Genomic DNA, 16315 nt, shown 5'->3' with positions numbered 1-16315 from the left:
TCCCGATGCGGATCCCGGACCGCGCGGATCTCCGATCTCCCAGACTTCGAGAAAGACTCACAGACTCATGGCGAACTACACCGCCGCCGACGTCAAGAAGCTCCGCGAGCTCACCGGCGCCGGCATGATGGACTGCAAGAAGGCGCTGGACGAGGCCGAGGGCAACGTCGACAAGGCCGTCGAGGCGCTCCGCATCAAGGGCCAGAAGGGCGTCGCCAAGCGCGAGGGCCGCTCCGCCGAGAACGGCGCCGTGGTCTCCCTCATCGCCGACGACAACACCTCCGGTGTCCTGGTCGAGCTGAAGTGCGAGACGGACTTCGTCGCCAAGGGTGACAAGTTCCAGGCCGCCGCCAACGCGATCGCCGCGCACGTCGCCGCGACCTCCCCCGCCGACATCGAGGCCCTGCTCGCCTCCGAGATCGAGGCCGGCAAGACCGTCCAGGCGTTCGTGGACGAGGCCAACGCCAACCTCGGCGAGAAGATCGTCCTGGACCGCTTCGCGCAGTTCGCCGACGGTTTCGTCTACGCCTACATGCACCGCACCATGCCCGACCTGCCCCCGCAGATCGGTGTCCTGGTCGAGCTGGACAAGGCCGACGCCGACCTGGCCAAGGGTGTCGCCCAGCACATCGCCGCCTTCGCGCCGAAGTACCTCTCCAAGGAGGACGTGCCGGCCGAGGTCGTCGAGTCCGAGCGCCGCGTCGCCGAGGAGACCACCCGCGCCGAGGGCAAGCCCGAGGCCGCCCTGCCGAAGATCGTCGAGGGTCGCCTCAACGGCTTCTTCAAGGACGCCACGCTGCTCGGTCAGCCGTACGCGCTCGACAACAAGAAGTCCGTCCAGAAGGTTCTGGACGAGGCCGGTGTCACCCTGAAGCGCTTCACGCGCATCAAGGTCGGCATCTGAGTCCGTACCGCGACGGACGCCCGGTCCCGATAGGGTCGGAAGCAGTCGTTCGCGTACGCCGTCGCACGCGCGCGTGTGACGGACGACAGCAGATCTGACGAGGAGGCCATTGCCGCGCATGGGATGCGAACATCACCCCACCGGCAATGGCCTTCTTCGTATGTGCGACACGTAAAGAGGCGAGATCTCCATGACCACCAAGCCCCAGAAGAGCGACGACGGCAAAGTACACGGCCGGTTTCTGCTGAAGCTGTCCGGAGAGGCGTTCTCCGGGGGTGGTGGCCTCGGCGTCGACCCGGACGTGGTGCACGCCATCGCCCGGGAGATCGCGGCGGTCGTCCGCGACGGCGCGGAGATCGCGGTCGTCATCGGCGGCGGCAACTTCTTCCGCGGTGCCGAACTCCAGCAGCGCGGCATGGACCGGGCCCGCTCCGACTACATGGGCATGCTCGGCACGGTCATGAACTGCCTCGCCCTCCAGGACTTCCTGGAGAAGGAGGGCATCGACAGCCGGGTCCAGACCGCCATCACCATGGGCCAGGTCGCCGAGCCGTACATCCCGCTGCGCGCCGTGCGCCACCTGGAGAAGGGCCGCGTGGTCATCTTCGGCGCCGGTATGGGCATGCCGTACTTCTCCACCGACACCACCGCCGCCCAGCGCGCCCTGGAGATCGACGCCCAGGCGCTGCTGATGGGCAAGAACGGCGTGGACGGGGTCTACGACTCCGACCCCAAGACGCACCCGGACGCGGTCAAGTTCGACTCCCTCGGCTACGGCGAGGTCATCACCCGCGAACTCAAGGTCGCGGACGCCACCGCCATCACCCTCTGCCGCGACAACAAGCTCCCGATCCTCGTGTTCGAGCTTCTCAAGGAGGGCAATATCGCGCGGGCCGTCAAGGGTGAGAAGATCGGCACTCTCGTGGGTGATCAGGGAAGCCGGGCCTGACCGGGTCCTTCCCCTGCCCGGGGGACGGAGCCTGACCGGGGGATGGACAATGTCCTACCGGTCGGGAACCGTGCAGGAACAAGACGCGACGCAGCCGGCCGCCGACGTGACCAAGTACAGCAGCCGGGCCTACTCAAGACACGCAGGAGCAAGTGGTGATCGAAGAGACCCTCCTCGAGGCCGAGGAGAAGATGGAGAAGGCCGTCGTCGTCGCCAAGGACGACTTCGCCGCGATCCGTACCGGTCGTGCGCACCCGGCGATGTTCAACAAGATCGTGGCCGACTACTACGGCGCGCTGACGCCGATCAACCAGCTGGCTTCGTTCTCCGTGCCGGAGCCGCGCATGGCCGTCGTGACCCCGTTCGACAAGACCGCGCTGCGTAACATCGAGCAGGCGATCCGCGACTCGGACCTGGGCGTCAACCCCAGCAATGACGGCAACATCATCCGTGTGGTGTTCCCCGAGCTCACCGAGGAGCGCCGTCGCGAGTTCATCAAGGTGGCCAAGACCAAGGGCGAGGACGCCAAGGTCTCGATCCGTTCCGTGCGCCGCAAGGCCAAGGACGCCATCGACAAGCTCGTCAAGGACGGCGAGGTCGGCGAGGACGAGGGCCGCCGTGCGGAGAAGGAGCTCGACGACACCACCGCGAAGTACGTCGCCCAGGTGGACGAGCTGCTCAAGCACAAGGAAGCCGAGCTCCTCGAGGTCTGATGAACGACTCTTCCTGGGGCGCGCCGCCACAAGCCGGGTACTGGGCGCCGACCGACCGGGGACCTGTCCAGGGGCATGCCCCGGCGGGTCACCCGTACGATGCGGCTGAGGACCGGCATCCGATGCAGACTCAGCCCATGCCCATCGTGCCCGACGTACCCGCGCATGGCGGGAACCAGGACGACGACCGGGGGGCCGCTCGGCAGGCCGGTCCCCTGTTCCGTGACGAGACGCCGTCGGCGCACCCCCATGGGGAGGCGCCGCAGAAGCCGGAGCCCATGCCCGACGCCCCTCAGCCCGCCGCGCAGAAGAAGAGCGCGGGCCGTGACCTGAGCGCCGCCATAGGGGTCGGTGTCGGGCTCGGCGTGGTCATCGTCGCGTCGCTGTTCATCGTCAAGGCCGTCTTCGTCGGCGTCATAGCGGTCGCCGTCGTGGTCGGCCTGTGGGAACTCACCTCCCGCCTGCAGGAACGCAAGGGCATCAAGGCGCCGCTCGTGCCGCTCGCGGTCGGCGGCGCCGCCATGGTCGTCGCCGGGTACGTGCGCGGGCCGGAGGGCGCGTGGGTGGCCATGGCGCTGACCGCGCTCGCCGTCCTCGTCTGGCGGATGACGGAACCGCCGGGGAACTACCTGAAGGACGTCACGGCGGGCGTCTTCGCCGCGTTCTACGTGCCGTTCCTCGCCACGTTCGTCGCGCTGATGCTCACCGCGGACGACGGACCGCAGCGGGTCCTCACCTTCCTGGTGCTGACCGTGGTCAGCGACACGGGCGCGTACGCCGTCGGCTGGCGCTTCGGCAAGCACAAGCTCGCCCCCCGCATCAGCCCGGGCAAGACCCGTGAGGGACTGCTCGGCGCGGTCGCCTTCGCCATGGTCGCGGGCGCGCTGCTCATGCAGTTCGTCATCGACGGCGGTACGTGGTGGCAGGGCCTGCTCCTGGGCCTCGCGGTCGCCGCCAGCGCCACCCTCGGTGACCTCGGCGAGTCAATGATCAAGCGGGACCTCGGCATCAAGGACATGGGCACGCTGCTGCCGGGCCACGGCGGGATCATGGACCGGCTGGACTCGCTGCTGCCGACGGCGCCGGTGGTCTGGCTGCTGCTGGTGCTGTTCGTGGGCTCCGGCTGACCGGAACGCCCCACGGGTACGCGGTGCACGCGGGCCCCCGACCTGGCGACAGGGCGGGGGCCTTCGCCGTTCGCGCCGCACACGGGCGCTGCTCGGTCCCTTCGCCCTTCTGTCTTCGCTCGTGCTCGTGCTCGTGCTCGGGCAGAGGCGTGGCCGTGCCGCCGGTCGAGTGGGACGATTTTTCCAGGGGGATCACGCCGAAAGGGGGCGGGCAACATGTCCGACTTCCGTGAATCGATCGACATCGACCGCCGCCCGGAGGACGTCTGGGCGTATGTCAGCGACCTCTCCCATCTGCCCGAGTGGCAGGAGAGCGCGGTCGCGAGCGAGCCGCTGGGCACCGACCCCGTCGGTGTCGGCTCCCGGGTACGGGTCACCCGGCACTTCGGCCGCCGGAACATCCCGATGACCATGCAGTTCACCGAGTACGAGCCGCCGCGTGCCTGGAGCCTGGAGGGCGTCGACGGCCCAGTCCGCACCCATGTGCACGGGGAGATCACCCCGCTCGACGACGGCCGCCGTTCGCGTGTCACCGTCGAGGTCGGCTTCGACGGCCGGGGCATCGGCAAGGTCCTCGTCCCCCTCGTCGTACGGCCCCAGATCCGCAAGGAACTGCCGCGCAACGAGATGCATCTGAAGGACCGTCTGGAGCACGCGTCGGCGTAGCCGCCGACGGATCCGGCCCGGCCCCCGTGGTGCGGGAGCCGGGCCGGGCGGGCGGCGGTGTCGGGGCGACGGTCGCCGCCCCTGAGTCACCTCACCTGGGTCACCTCACTTGGTGAGCCGGTAGGCGTTGGTGATCGTCTGGCGTACGGTGTTGCCGCTCTTGTCCTTCAGGTCCACCAGGAAGGACACGGCCTTGGCGCTCGCCGGGTGCTTCACGCTGACCGTGCGCGCCCCCTTCGCGTCGGTCTTCACAGCCAGCGTCTTCCAGGTCTTCCCCCCGTCGAACGAGACCTTCACGGTGAGCGCGGCGACCTGCCCGGCCGCGGCGGCCGCGCCTCTCACCTTCAGGGGCACCGTGAGGGTGCCGCCCGCCGGGGCGGTCCCGGTCAGGCTCAGCTTCGGCGTGAACCGCACGGCCGACAGCGGCAGCGTCACCGTCCGGTTCGGGGCCGGCCGCGCCGAGGTGAACGTCCACACCGCGGCGACCTCGGTGCTGGTGGAGGTGTCCGCGGTGGAGCGCTTCGCCTCGACCGTCAGACGGTATGCGGCGGACGCGGCGGGAACCTCGGCGGTCAGCATGTCCGTGGCCGGGCCCTCGCCGAGGATCCGGCCGCCGGACTCCAGCCGGGCGACGCCGCCGGTGACGGCCGAGAACCCCGGGTTGCCGCTGCTGTCGGTGAACAGCGGGACCATCGCGCTGATGGTGTCACCGGTCCGCTCGGCGCCCTGACCGCCGAGTCCACCGGGCGGGAGGTCCGGGCCGACCACCGCGGTGTTGAACTTCAGCGTCTGGCTGGAGCCCGGCTTGTAGGTGACCCGTTCCTTCCGGTAGATCATGCGCGCCTCGCCGCGTGCGTCGAGCTGTGCGGCCGTCCAGGACCAGCGCACCCCTTCGGCGCTGAGGTAGTGGGTGGTGGACAGCGGCAGCTTGTGCTGCTGCGGTTCCTGGGCGGGCGTGCTGTTCCCGAGCTCGTCCAGCGGCCTGACGTGGACGCGGCCCTCGGCCCCGCTCACGGAGGCGCCGAAGCCGAGCTTCACCTCGGCGACCTCGGCTCGGGTGACGGTGCGGTCGAGCCCGGTGAAGAAGCTGCCCTCGCGGTGGAAGGCGAGCCGGTAGTCGACGTTCTTGCCGGCCGCGCCCGGCCTCTTCCACACACCGTTGTACTGGGCCCGCAGCGTCGGGGACGCCGGGCCGAGGGCGGCGGTGCGGATCGGCGGCACTCCGTCGGTGAACCAGGAGTTGCCCGAGCCCAGGGCCTCGTCGTAGTAGCTGGCGACGGACGTGACGAGCTTCGCGGCCTTGTCCGGGGCCTTCACGGCGAGCGGCTTCGCCTTGCGGGAGTCGAGGGTGACCTTGACGTCCTTGGTCACGTCCAGCACCGGCTGCACGAAGAAGCCCAGCTCGTTGTCCTCGGCGAAGACCAGGCTCTCCAGGTGGTAGGAGCCCTTGCGCAGCCGCTGGACCACCGTGCCGTCGGGGCGGCTCGGCAGCTCCACGTAGCCGCCGTCCCCGTCACGGCGGGTGATCACCGTCGCGTACGTGTCCGCCTTCGCCCCGTCGGCGTCGATGTGCCGCACGGTGACGTCGTACGACTCCACCTCGCGCTCGACCACCAGACCGGTGCGTACCTCCTGGCCGTCCCCGGACGCCAGCACGGTGCCGCCGAAGACGCCGTCGACGGTGCCCTTGCGGGTGTCGGCGGTGACGGTGGTCCTGGCGGTGCCGCCGGCCGGAACGGTGAGCTGGGTGTCCTTGACGGTGAACATGCCGGCGGGGGCGGGGCCGCCCGACGGATTCGTCGCGGCGACAGTCAGCTTCAGGGTGACGGCATGGGTGCCGAGGTTGCGGTACGTGAGGGTCTTGGCGACCGGCTTGTCGTCGGTGTGCGGCCAGGACTGCAGGCCGAAGCCGAGGGAGCCGGGCTCGGAGACCGTGTGGGCCGTGGCCGCGCGCTCCAGGTCGACCCGGCCGGCGCCCTGCTGGTGGGCGTGCAGCCGCGGATTCGGCTTGGCCGAGCCGGTCAGGACCGTCTTCAGCCGGGTCCCGCTCCAGTCCGGGTGCTGCTGGAGCAGCAGGGCGGCGGCGCCCGCGACATGCGGGGCGGCCATGGACGTACCGGTCTGGGCGACGTATCCCTCACCGGAGGGCTGTTCGCTCTGTGTGGTCAGGGCGGCGGTGATCTCGACACCGGGGCCGGTGATGTCCGGCTTGGGTGTGCTGTCGCGGTTCGGGCCGAGGCTGGAGAAGTCGCCGAGCTGGTCCTGCTTGTCCACGGCACCGACGGTGAGCGCCGCGGGGGCGCTGCCGGGCGACTGGATGGTGCCGGGCCCGTCGCCGCCCTTGTTGCCGGCGGACACCACGAACAGGGCCTTGCCGGAGAGCCGGGCGACGGCGGCCTCCATCGGGTCGAGGCCCGGGGCATCGCCGCCGCCGAGGCTCATGTTGACGATCTGTGCGCCCTGGTCGACGGCCCACTGCATGCCGGCGACGATGCCCGAGGTGTCGCCGAGGCCGTTGTCGGCCAAAACCTTGCCGTCGAGCAGCTTCACGTCGGGCGCCACGCCCTTGTAGCGGCCGCCGGACTTCGCGCCGCTGCCGGCCACGATGGAGGCCACGTGGGTGCCGTGTCCCCAGCGGTCCTTGGCGTCAGGGGCCCCGCTGAAGTTCTTCTGGGCGATCTCCAGGCCCCTGAGGTCCGGGTGGGTCTGGTCGACACCCGAATCCAGGACCGCCACCTTGACGCCCTTGCCGGTGTAGCCGGACTTCCACATGACGGGCGCGCCGATCTGCGGCACGCTCTCGGCGAGGGCGGCCCGGACCTTGGCGTCCAGCCAGACATGGGCGAGGGGCCGCTCGGGGGTGGCCGTGGCCGAGCCGCCCGCCGTCCGGGCAGGGGAGCGGCCGGTGACGGCCGCCCACAGCGCCGGGGCGTCGGCCTTGGGCGCCTCGAACGCCTCACCGCCGACGGCGGGCAGCGCCCGACGCTCCCGGACGGCCACGTCCGCGAACGGGTCGCGGGCGCCGGCGAGGGCCTTCGCCCCCATGCCCTTCCGGTAGCCGACGATCAACGGCAGCGTGCCGCGGCGCGCGTCGTCGTATCCGTCCTCGATCAGCCGCGCGACGTCGAAGAGCCGCCGGTCGAGCAGCCCGTCGGCGATGGGGCGCAGGGCGTCCTGCGGGACGACATAGGTGTGACCGGCCGTGCGCCGCACCGATAAGCCGATCTTGTCGCGGCCTTTGCCGCGGACGATCTCGACGACCTGGCCGTCGGAGCCGACGGCCACGCGGTCGCCGGTGATCAAGGTGACGGTCGCCGCCGGCTCGGCCCCGGCCCTCGTTCCCGTGGTGTTCCCGGCCCCCTGCTGCGCGGCGGAGCCGGCGGCCAGGGCAGACTGCCCGCCGTCCGCCGACACCGCCCCCGTGACCATGGCCCCGGCCACCAGGGCGGCCAGCGCCACAGTCCTCACGCGTACCTCGGATCCCACTCGCGTCCCCCCGTTCCCGTGTACGTCCTCCGGTACCACGCACGGGGAAGGTGTTCGGTTCTCGGTGCATGCACATCCGTGCGAAGGGGAGCGGGGGCCGGGAAAGGAGGAGACTCGGGACGCCGGGACCCTCGGCCGTCGGGCACCCGAGTCGATCTGCGACACGGGGTGGGTGCCGAGGCCCGGAGAACCGGCATTCACCAGACGCGAATGGGCCCCCTACTTGCGCCTTTGGTGCCGAGAGGGGGCCTACTTGAGCTGCTGGGACGTTTCTGGGCCGTCAGTACAGCTTGTTGATGTCTATCAGGAGGTCTTGTATAGCCTCCCCGCGTAGCGCGCGGACGGCGTCCCAAGTGAGTGGCACTCGGTCCGCCACACTTACGAACTGATCGCGGTGGCTCTCAAACCTGCTGTCGACTGACGGCATCAAGCGGAGTAGGAGCCGCAGGGAAGCCTCTAGGCGCTCGGAGATGGCCAGTGCCTCCGCCTTGTTGGCCTGCGCCTCCCACTCGTCATCGTTGTTGCGATCACGGTAGAAAGTTTCGGCGAACCGATCGAGTGCGGGCGTCAGTGCCCTATAGGCGTCCTTTTCATGCTCAATGAGCTTATCGTTGAGAGTCCTGATCTGGTCCTGAAGTTGCTTCCTTGTCGGCGTCCCCCACATGTCGGTGTGCATGTCCATGCGATGTGATCGATACACGCGTTGGCGAAGCAGGGTGGCTGACGGCCTTGATGCTCTGTCCAGTGACCAGCAGAACGGACGCGTAGAAGCGTCTCAGCGCGTGCATGCCGTGCTCACGCGGCGACCTCGTACTTGCCGTCGTCCCTGGCGTCGGGATTAGACCAGCCATGGCGTGCGGGCTTCCACTCCTGGGTGTTGACCCACACGACCCCGCTCGCGGTGTTCGTGAAGAGCCGACGGGCCGACACCGTCGGGCGACCGGCTTCCTCCACGGCAGCGTGATCTCAACTGGCCTGCAGGCATCCATGTGAGCCCGCCGAGCCTCAGCAACCGAGGACGGACCATACGTCGCGTTCCTTGTCGCACTTGGACGAGGCGAACACGGTCTCGCCCCGGATGTGCTTCACCTGGCGAAGGCCGGAGCGCAGGTTCGCATCCTGTGGCGCGCATCGCCGCCATGCAGGAAGCCGCCCGGCCCGTCTGGGAGACCACCGGCGACTCGGACCTGCTCCAGCAGTTCCTCAAGGACAACGGGTGCCACGGAGTGGAAGCCGTGTTCGTGACCATGGGCCTGCTGAAAACTGCGATCTTGCCGAAGCTCAACGAGCCTTCTTCAACGTCCCATGCCGCGACGCCGAACGCCTCTTCCACAACCACGCCATGGACTTACCTGAAGAGGCCGCCGACACAGACGCCTGACAACGCCCTCGGCCCAGCAGAGACCCTTGACTCGGTCATTGAGACTCCACCGACCTCGTGATCGAGTTGGGGGCGTGAGCGGATCTGGCAAATGCGCTGCACGAGTGAGCTGGTTGCGCCCTCCAGACGACCTCAACGGCCTGGCAAACTAGGGCACCAGATGCCTTAAGTGCCGTGCATGGAGGTATTAATGAGTCCGATATGGATTCTCCTCATATCTGACGCCTCAATACTTTTGCTATTACTTACTGCAATCAATGCCCGGGATATTGCCAGGGCCCTCATCAGGCTCTTCAAAAAACCGACTCCCTTCCCGCCTTCGGGCGAGCGACCTGCCGCCGCACGATTCGTTGTCAGTCGCAGCGAAGTCTGGGACACGTACCCGAGGTTTACTGCCAGCCGCAATGAGGTGACGGACCTGCGCCGTCGCCGCTCAGCTCAAGTGAGCCCGACGCGCCGTTCTTGATGGGAGTGGGAGGCCGATGCGGCCTAAATCTGCTCCGCTCAAATCACCTGTTGTTGCCCCTGCTGTGCTGATCAAGTTGCTGCTCGCGCATTCTTTGTTCTGCGCATACTGTGCACGAGCCACTATCAATCCGCCAGCAACCGTGCTCGCGCATGAAGCTGAAATCGAAGGCCTACGCGTAAGGTGCGTTTCAGCCCCGAGGTGACGTCCAACCTCCAAGCCCGGCTGAAGATCGTTCGACGTACTCGGGGTGCGCGAGGCAAGCCCGCCAGCATCCACTAGTGGCTGCGGTCGGTGGTGGGGTCTTCTGTCATGCAGCTGCCAGATGAGGTTCGACGAGCGGCGGACAGCTGACGAGTGATCGCCGCTGGGCCGTATCCGGGCCGTCCGAGACCCGCCAACGCTGACAGGCGCCACCCACGGGTGACCACCCCCACCCCGCTCTGGCCTGGGCTCCCCGAGTTGATCTGCGACACTGGGAGGGTTATGCCGAAGCCCGGAGAACTTACTTTCGTCGCCCCCCGTGGAGCCAAGAAGCCGCCGCGGCATCTTGCTGATCTCACGCCCGCCGAGCGCAAGGACGCGGTGGCGGCGATCGGTGAGAAGCCGTTCCGCGCCAAGCAGCTCTCGCAGCACTACTTCGCGCGGTACGCGCACACCCCGGAGCAGTGGACCGACATCCCCGCCGGTGCGCGCGCCAAGCTCCAGGAGGCGCTGCTTCCCGAGCTGATGACCGTCGTACGGCATCTGTCGACGGACCAGGACACCACCCGCAAGACCCTGTGGCGGCTGTTCGACGGGACGCTCGTCGAGTCGGTGCTGATGCGGTACCCGGACCGGGTCACCATGTGCATCAGCTCGCAGGCCGGATGCGGGATGAACTGCCCCTTCTGCGCCACCGGGCAGGCCGGGCTCGACCGGAACCTGTCCACCGCCGAGATCGTCCACCAGATCGTGGACGGCATGCGGGCGCTGCGCGACGGGGAGATCCCCGGGGGGCCCGCCCGGCTCTCCAACATCGTCTTCATGGGGATGGGCGAGCCGCTCGCCAACTACAACCGGGTCGTCGGCGCCATCCGCCGGCTCACCGACCCGGAGCCGGACGGGCTCGGGCTGTCGCAGCGCGGGATCACCGTGTCGACGGTCGGGCTGGTGCCCGCCATCCACCGGTTCGCCGACGAGGGCTTCAAGTGCCGGCTCGCCATCTCGCTGCACGCCCCCGACGACGAGCTGCGCGACACCCTCGTACCGGTCAACACCCGGTGGAAGGTGCGCGAGGTCCTCGACGCCGGATGGGAGTACACCGCCAAGTCCGGGCGGCGGCTGTCCATCGAGTACGCGCTGATCCGCGACATCAACGACCAGGCATGGCGCGGTGACCGGCTCGGCCGGCTGCTCAAGGGCAAGCCGGTGCACGTCAACCTCATCCCGCTGAACCCGACGCCCGGCTCCAAGTGGACCGCCTCCCGGCCCGAGGACGAGAAGGCGTTCGTGGAGGCCATCGCCGCCCACGGCGTACCGGTGACCATCCGCGACACCCGGGGCCAGGAGATCGACGGGGCCTGCGGCCAGCTCGCAGCCACCGAGCGGTAACCGAGGGGTGGCCGAGCGGTAGCCGACAGCGGGGGACGGGCGGGAGTCGGAATCCGGCCACGGGGTAGGGTGACCTTCGTACACATCTTCATATTCCGACAGGGGAGCGCCACAGCGCTGAGAGTGCGGCATCCGGGCCGCAGACCCTCTGAACCTCGCCCAGGTCATTCTGGGTAGGAAGTTCGGTCTTCACTCAAGCTGTTGCGCCCTGCCCGGGAACCCGCCGAGGAGTCCCGGGCAGGGCCGCGTCTCTTCCTGGCCACCCCCAGGAGGACATCAGTGCACATGAGAACGTTCGTCGCCGCGGCCGTCGGCCTCGGGCTCGTCACGCTGTCCGCGTGCGGTTCGTCGTCGTCCGACGACGCCGGGTCCGGCGGCTCCAAGACGGTCACCCTCGTCAGCCACGGCTCCTTCGGCTACTCCAAGGACGTCCTGAAGGCGTTCGAGAAGGAGTCCGGCTACAAGGTCAAGGTCCTCAAGAGCGGCGACGCCGGCCAGGCCGTCAACCAGGCGATCCTGACCAAGGACAACCCGCAGGGCGACGTCTTCTTCGGCGTCGACAACACGCTGCTGTCCCGCGCGCTCGACAACGGCCTCTTCCAGCCGTACGAGGCGAAGGGCCTCGGCAAGGTCGGCGCCGCGTACCAGCTCGACAAGGGCAAGCACCGGGTCACCCCCATCGACTCCGGTGACATCTGCGTCAACTACGACAAGGCGTACTTCAGCGAGAAGAAGATCGCGCCGCCGCAGACGTTCGACGACCTGGTCAAGCCCGAGTACAAGGACCTGCTCGTCACCGAGAACGCCTCCACCTCCTCGCCCGGCCTCGGATTCGTCCTCGGTACGGCCGCGAAGTACGGCGACGACGGCTGGGAGAGCTACTGGAAGAAGCTCAAGGCCAACGGCGTCAAGGTCGTCGACGGCTGGGAGCAGGCCTACTACCAGGAGTTCTCCGGGTCGACGGACGGCAAGAAGGCGGGGGGCGACCGGCCGCTCGTCGTGTCGTACGCCTCCTCGCCGCCCGCCGAGGTCATCTACGCCGACCCGCGTCCGAAGACCGCGCCCACCGGCGTCGCCACCGGGACCTGCTTCCGGCAGATCGAGTTCGCGGGACTGCTGAGCAACGCGCGCAACGCCGAGGGCGGCAAGGCCCTCATCGACTTCCTGATCTCGAAGAAGTTCCAGGAGGACATGCCGCTCAACATGTTCGTGTACCCGGTGCTCGAAGGGGCCACCGTCCCCGCCGAGTTCACCGAGTACGGCCCGGCCGCGAAGGACCCGGAGACCATGGCGCCGGCGAAGATCGCCGAGAAGCGCGACGAGTGGGTCAAGTCATGGACCTCGCTCGTACTGAAGTAGCCGAGGAGCCTCCGGGGGCGGCGGGAGCCGTGCCCGGGCGGGGAACCCGTGGGCGCGGCGCGGCGCGGCTCGGGCTGATGGCCCTGCCCGTCGCGTTCTTCGGGGTGTTCTTCGCCTACCCGGTCGCCGCCATCGTCGTACGCGGGCTGCGCACCGAAGGGCGCGGCGGGGGATGGCGGTTCGGCCGGATCGCGGAGGTACTGGGGGACTCCGGGATCCGGCACGTGCTGTGGTTCACCACCTGGCAGGCGCTCGTCTCGACCGCGCTCACCCTGCTGATCGCGCTGCCCGGCGCCTATGTGTTCGCGCGCTTCGACTTCCGGGGCAAGGACGTCCTGCGCGCGGTCGTGACCGTGCCCTTCGTGCTGCCGACCGTGGTCGTCGGTACCGCGTTCCTGGCGCTCGTCGGGCGGGGCGGACTCTTCGACGAGCTGTGGGGCGTACGGCTGGACACCACCGTGTGGGCCATTCTGCTCGCCCATGTGTTCTTCAACTACGCGGTCGTCGTCCGGACCGTCGGCGGACTGTGGGCGCAGCTCGACCCGAGGCAGGAGGAGGCCGCGCGGATGCTCGGCGCGTCCCCGCTCGCGGCCTGGCGGAAGGTCACCCTGCCCGCTCTCGGACCCGCCGTGGCCGCCGCCGCCCTGATGGTGTTCCTCTTCACCTTCACCTCGTTCGGGGTGGTGCAGATCCTCGGCGGCCCGACCTTCTCCACGCTCGAAGTGGAGATCTACCGGCAGACCTCGGAGATCTTCGACCTGACGACCGCCGCCGTGCTGACCCTCGTGCAGTTCGCCGCGGTCGGGCTGATCCTCGCCGTGCACGCCTGGACCGTGCGGCGGCGGGAGGTCGCGCTGCGCCTGGTCGACGCGTCGCTCACGGCACGACGGCCCCGGGGCGCGGGGCAGTGGGCGCTGCTGGCCGGGGTCCTCGCCACGGTGGCCCTGCTGATCCTGCTGCCGTTGGGCGTCCTGGTCGAACGGTCGCTCGACGCTCCGGGGTTCGGCTACTACAAGGCGCTGACCAGCGGCGACAGCGGGATCTTCCTGGTGGCGCCGATCGAGGCGATCGGCAACTCGCTCGGCTACGCCTGCGCCGCGACCGCCATCGCCGTCCTCGTCGGCGGCCTCGCGGCCGCCGCCCTCACCCTGCGCACCCGCCCGCGCGACGACGGGAAGACCCCTGTGACCGACCGTCTCGTCCGGGGCTTCGACGCGCTGCTCATGCTGCCGCTCGGGGTGTCCGCCGTCACCGTCGGCTTCGGCTTCCTGATCGCGCTGGACGAACCGCCGCTCGACCTGCGCAGTTCCTGGATCCTGGTGCCCCTCGCCCAGGCCCTGGTGGGCGTCCCCTTCGTCGTACGGACCATGCTGCCCGTGCTGCGGGCGGTGGACGAACGGCTGCGCGAGGCGGCGGCCGTCCTCGGGGCGTCCCCGTGGCGGGTGTGGCGCGAGGTCGACCTGCCGCTCGTCCGGCGGGCGCTGCTGGTCGCGGCCGGGTTCGCCTTCGCCGTGTCGCTCGGTGAGTTCGGGGCGACCGTGTTCATCGCGCGCGCCGACAACCCGACCCTGCCGGTCGCCGTGGCCCGGCTGCTCGGACGGCCCGGCGACCTCAACTACGGCCAGGCCATGGCCCTTTCGACGATTCTGATGGTGGTGTGCGCGGTGGCCCTGCTGGTCCTGGAGCGCCTCCGCACCGATCGCACGGGGGAGTTCTGATGTTGCTGAGGATCGAGGGCGCGACGGTACGGTTCGACGGGCGGCCGGTGCTCGACGGAGTCGATCTGGACGTCGCCGAGCACGAGATCGTATGCGTCCTGGGGCCGAGCGGCAGCGGCAAGTCGACCCTGCTGCGGGCGGTCGCCGGGCTCCAGCCCCTCGACGCCGGACGGGTGTCGCTGGACGGGCACGACCAGTCGGGCGTGCCCGCGCACAGACGCGGGGTGGGCCTGATGTTCCAGGACCATCAGCTCTTCCCGCAGCGGGACGTCGCGGGCAACGTCGCCTTCGGTCCACGGATGCACGGCGCCGCCAAGGACGAACGCGCCCTGCGCGTACGGGAGTTGCTGGAGCTGGTCGGACTGCCCGGAGCCGCGCGCCGCCGGGTCGGGGAACTGTCCGGCGGTGAGCAGCAGCGAGTCGCCCTGGCGCGGGCCCTCGCGCCGCGCCCCCGGCTGCTCATGCTCGACGAGCCGCTCGGCCAGCTGGACCGCTCGCTACGGGAACGACTCGTCGTCGAACTCCGGGAACTTTTCGCGGAGTTGGGCACGACCGTGCTGGCCGTCACCCACGACCAGGGCGAGGCGTTCGCGCTGGCCGACCGGGTCGTGGTGATGCGGGACGGACGGATCGCCCAGTCCGGTACGCCCCTGGAGGTGTGGCAGCGGCCGGCGGACGAGTTCGTGGCCCGCTTCCTCGGCTTCGACAATGTGGTCGACGCGACGGTGACCGGCCAGGCCGCCGATACTCCCTGGGGCAAGGTGCCGGTGCCCGAGGGCTCGCCGCAGGGGCCCGGCGCGCTGCTGGTGCGGCCCGCCGGCGTACGGCTGGTCGACGCCGCCGACGGACTTGCCTGCACCGTGGCCGCGCGGACCTTCCGGGGCACCCATGTCGCCGTGCACCTCCAGCCCGAGGGCGCGCCACGGCTGGAGGCGGCGTGCGCGCTGCGGGACGCGCCGGACCCCGGAGACCGGGTGGGCGTGGCCTTCGACGCCGCCGAAATCCTCGTGCTCGGCGGTGATCCACCCGCATAGGGTCCGGGACCATGATGCTGCGTACGCTCTCACCCCAGGCCCGCCATGACCGTTACTGCGCCGAGATCGAACGCCAGTTGAGGCGGTTGAGGGATGTCGTGACCTCCGGCGCGGATCTGTCGGCGACCGTGCCGAGCTGCCCCGACTGGTCGCTGGAACAGCTCGTCCGGCACACCGGCGGCTCCCTGCGCTGGGTCGAACTCAACGTACGCACGCGGGCGGAGGAGGAGGTACCCGAGGAACGGGTGCCGCTGTACGAGGGCCCCGAGCGGCAGGGGGACCCGGCCGCGCTCGACGCCTGGCTCGCTCGGACGGGGGAGGAACTGCTCGCCACACTGAGGGAGGCCGGGCCCGGAACACCGGTGTGGTCCTGGGGCTGGGAGCGGACCGCCGGGTTCTGGGCCCGCCGGATGACCCATGAGCTGGTCGTCCACCGGGCCGACGCGACGCTCGCCGCCGGGCTGCCGTACGAGGTGGCGCCGGAGATCGCCGCCGACGCGATCGACGAGTGGCTGGAGATCGTCGAGTTCGTCCAGCGGACGATGCCGCACGACGCGGCCGCCGAACTGCGCGGCCCCGGCCGCAGCATCCACCTCCACGCCACCGACGCCGCCGACGCTGTGAACGCCGAGTGGATCGTCGAGCTGACCGAGGACGGCGTGCGCTGGCGGCGCGGCCACGAGAAGGCGACCGTCGCGCTGCGCGGCCCGCTCACCGAGGTGCTGTTCGCCTTCTACCGCCGACTGCCCCCGGACGGGGGCCGGCTGGAGGTCCTGGGCGACCGTGAACTGCTGGACTTCTGGCTGGAGCGGGCGAGCTTCGGGTGAGCCGCGCGGGCGAGCCGCCCGGTGCAAGACTTCCCGGCACGCGTGCGGCCCGCGTCCCTCGACGAGGAGCGCGGGCCGCACGGCCGTACGGG

General features: G+C 69.8%; 13 protein-coding genes. 11 read left to right on the top strand and 2 right to left on the bottom strand.

All coding sequences use genetic code 11. The features are described 5' to 3' along the window. Nucleotides 1-67: 67 nt before the first annotated feature. From tsf to ACZ4Z2_RS24395, 5 genes are all read left to right on the top strand, one after another. A complete protein-coding gene (tsf, locus tag ACZ4Z2_RS24415) occupies nucleotides 68-904 on the top strand; it encodes a translation elongation factor Ts (RefSeq protein WP_055713313.1) in 837 nt (278 codons plus the stop codon). Nucleotides 905-1094: 190 nt separating this feature from the next. Continuing rightward, on the top strand, nucleotides 1095-1853 hold the full coding sequence (gene pyrH, locus ACZ4Z2_RS24410; RefSeq protein WP_468078775.1) for a UMP kinase: 759 nt from the start codon (nucleotides 1095-1097) through the stop codon (nucleotides 1851-1853). A 155-nt stretch (nucleotides 1854-2008) separates the two neighbouring features. Further along, a complete protein-coding gene (frr, locus tag ACZ4Z2_RS24405; RefSeq protein ID WP_055517210.1) occupies nucleotides 2009-2566 on the top strand; it encodes a ribosome recycling factor in 558 nt (185 codons plus the stop codon). Then, nucleotides 2566-3693, top strand: a complete 1128-nt coding sequence (locus ACZ4Z2_RS24400; protein ID WP_468078774.1) for a phosphatidate cytidylyltransferase — start codon at nucleotides 2566-2568, stop codon at nucleotides 3691-3693. The genes frr and ACZ4Z2_RS24400 overlap by 1 nt, the downstream gene beginning before the upstream one ends. 216 nt (nucleotides 3694-3909) lie before the next feature. Beyond that, nucleotides 3910-4359: an SRPBCC family protein gene (locus ACZ4Z2_RS24395; protein WP_468078773.1), complete on the top strand. Its 450-nt coding sequence runs from the start codon at nucleotides 3910-3912 to the stop codon at nucleotides 4357-4359. A gap of 105 nt (nucleotides 4360-4464) precedes the next feature. Here the strand turns inward: ACZ4Z2_RS24395 and ACZ4Z2_RS24390 are convergent, their stop codons facing one another. Both ACZ4Z2_RS24390 and ACZ4Z2_RS24385 read right to left on the bottom strand, forming a co-directional pair. Beyond that, the gene (locus ACZ4Z2_RS24390) at nucleotides 4465-7827 is read right to left on the bottom strand and encodes a S8 family serine peptidase (protein WP_468078772.1); all 3363 of its coding nucleotides are present in this window, start codon (nucleotides 7825-7827) and stop codon (nucleotides 4465-4467) included. Nucleotides 7828-8125: 298 nt separating this feature from the next. Further along, nucleotides 8126-8521, bottom strand: coding sequence for a hypothetical protein (locus tag ACZ4Z2_RS24385; RefSeq protein ID WP_468078771.1), 396 nt, complete (start codon nucleotides 8519-8521; stop codon nucleotides 8126-8128). Nucleotides 8522-8966: 445 nt separating this feature from the next. Here ACZ4Z2_RS24385 and ACZ4Z2_RS24380 point away from each other — a divergent pair, with 445 nt between their 5' ends. The 6 genes from ACZ4Z2_RS24380 to ACZ4Z2_RS24355 all read left to right on the top strand — a co-directional run bounded on the left by ACZ4Z2_RS24380 (nucleotide 8967) and on the right by ACZ4Z2_RS24355 (nucleotide 16223). Beyond that, nucleotides 8967-9287 (top strand): hypothetical protein, encoded by a 321-nt coding sequence (locus tag ACZ4Z2_RS24380; protein WP_468078770.1) that lies wholly within the window; start codon nucleotides 8967-8969, stop codon nucleotides 9285-9287. An 891-nt stretch (nucleotides 9288-10178) separates the two neighbouring features. Further along, nucleotides 10179-11285: a dual-specificity RNA methyltransferase RlmN gene (gene rlmN, locus ACZ4Z2_RS24375; RefSeq protein WP_468078769.1), complete on the top strand. Its 1107-nt coding sequence runs from the start codon at nucleotides 10179-10181 to the stop codon at nucleotides 11283-11285. A gap of 285 nt (nucleotides 11286-11570) precedes the next feature. Continuing rightward, nucleotides 11571-12644 carry a thiamine ABC transporter substrate-binding protein gene (locus tag ACZ4Z2_RS24370; RefSeq protein WP_468078768.1) on the top strand — a complete coding sequence of 358 codons (1074 nt, stop codon included), beginning with the start codon at nucleotides 11571-11573 and terminating at the stop codon, nucleotides 12642-12644. Further along, a complete protein-coding gene (locus tag ACZ4Z2_RS24365; protein WP_468078767.1) occupies nucleotides 12620-14362 on the top strand; it encodes an ABC transporter permease in 1743 nt (580 codons plus the stop codon). The genes ACZ4Z2_RS24370 and ACZ4Z2_RS24365 overlap by 25 nt, the downstream gene beginning before the upstream one ends. Next, nucleotides 14362-15396, top strand: a complete 1035-nt coding sequence (locus ACZ4Z2_RS24360; protein WP_468078766.1) for an ABC transporter ATP-binding protein — start codon at nucleotides 14362-14364, stop codon at nucleotides 15394-15396. The genes ACZ4Z2_RS24365 and ACZ4Z2_RS24360 overlap by 1 nt, the downstream gene beginning before the upstream one ends. An 11-nt stretch (nucleotides 15397-15407) precedes the next feature. Next, nucleotides 15408-16223, top strand: coding sequence for a maleylpyruvate isomerase family mycothiol-dependent enzyme (locus ACZ4Z2_RS24355; protein ID WP_468078765.1), 816 nt, complete (start codon nucleotides 15408-15410; stop codon nucleotides 16221-16223). Nucleotides 16224-16315 lie beyond the last annotated feature (92 nt).

The organism is Streptomyces sp. NPDC030183 (assembly GCF_055573455.1).
The sequence above is the reverse complement of the archived record's forward strand: the minus strand, read 5'-3'. Positions and strand labels throughout refer to the sequence as shown.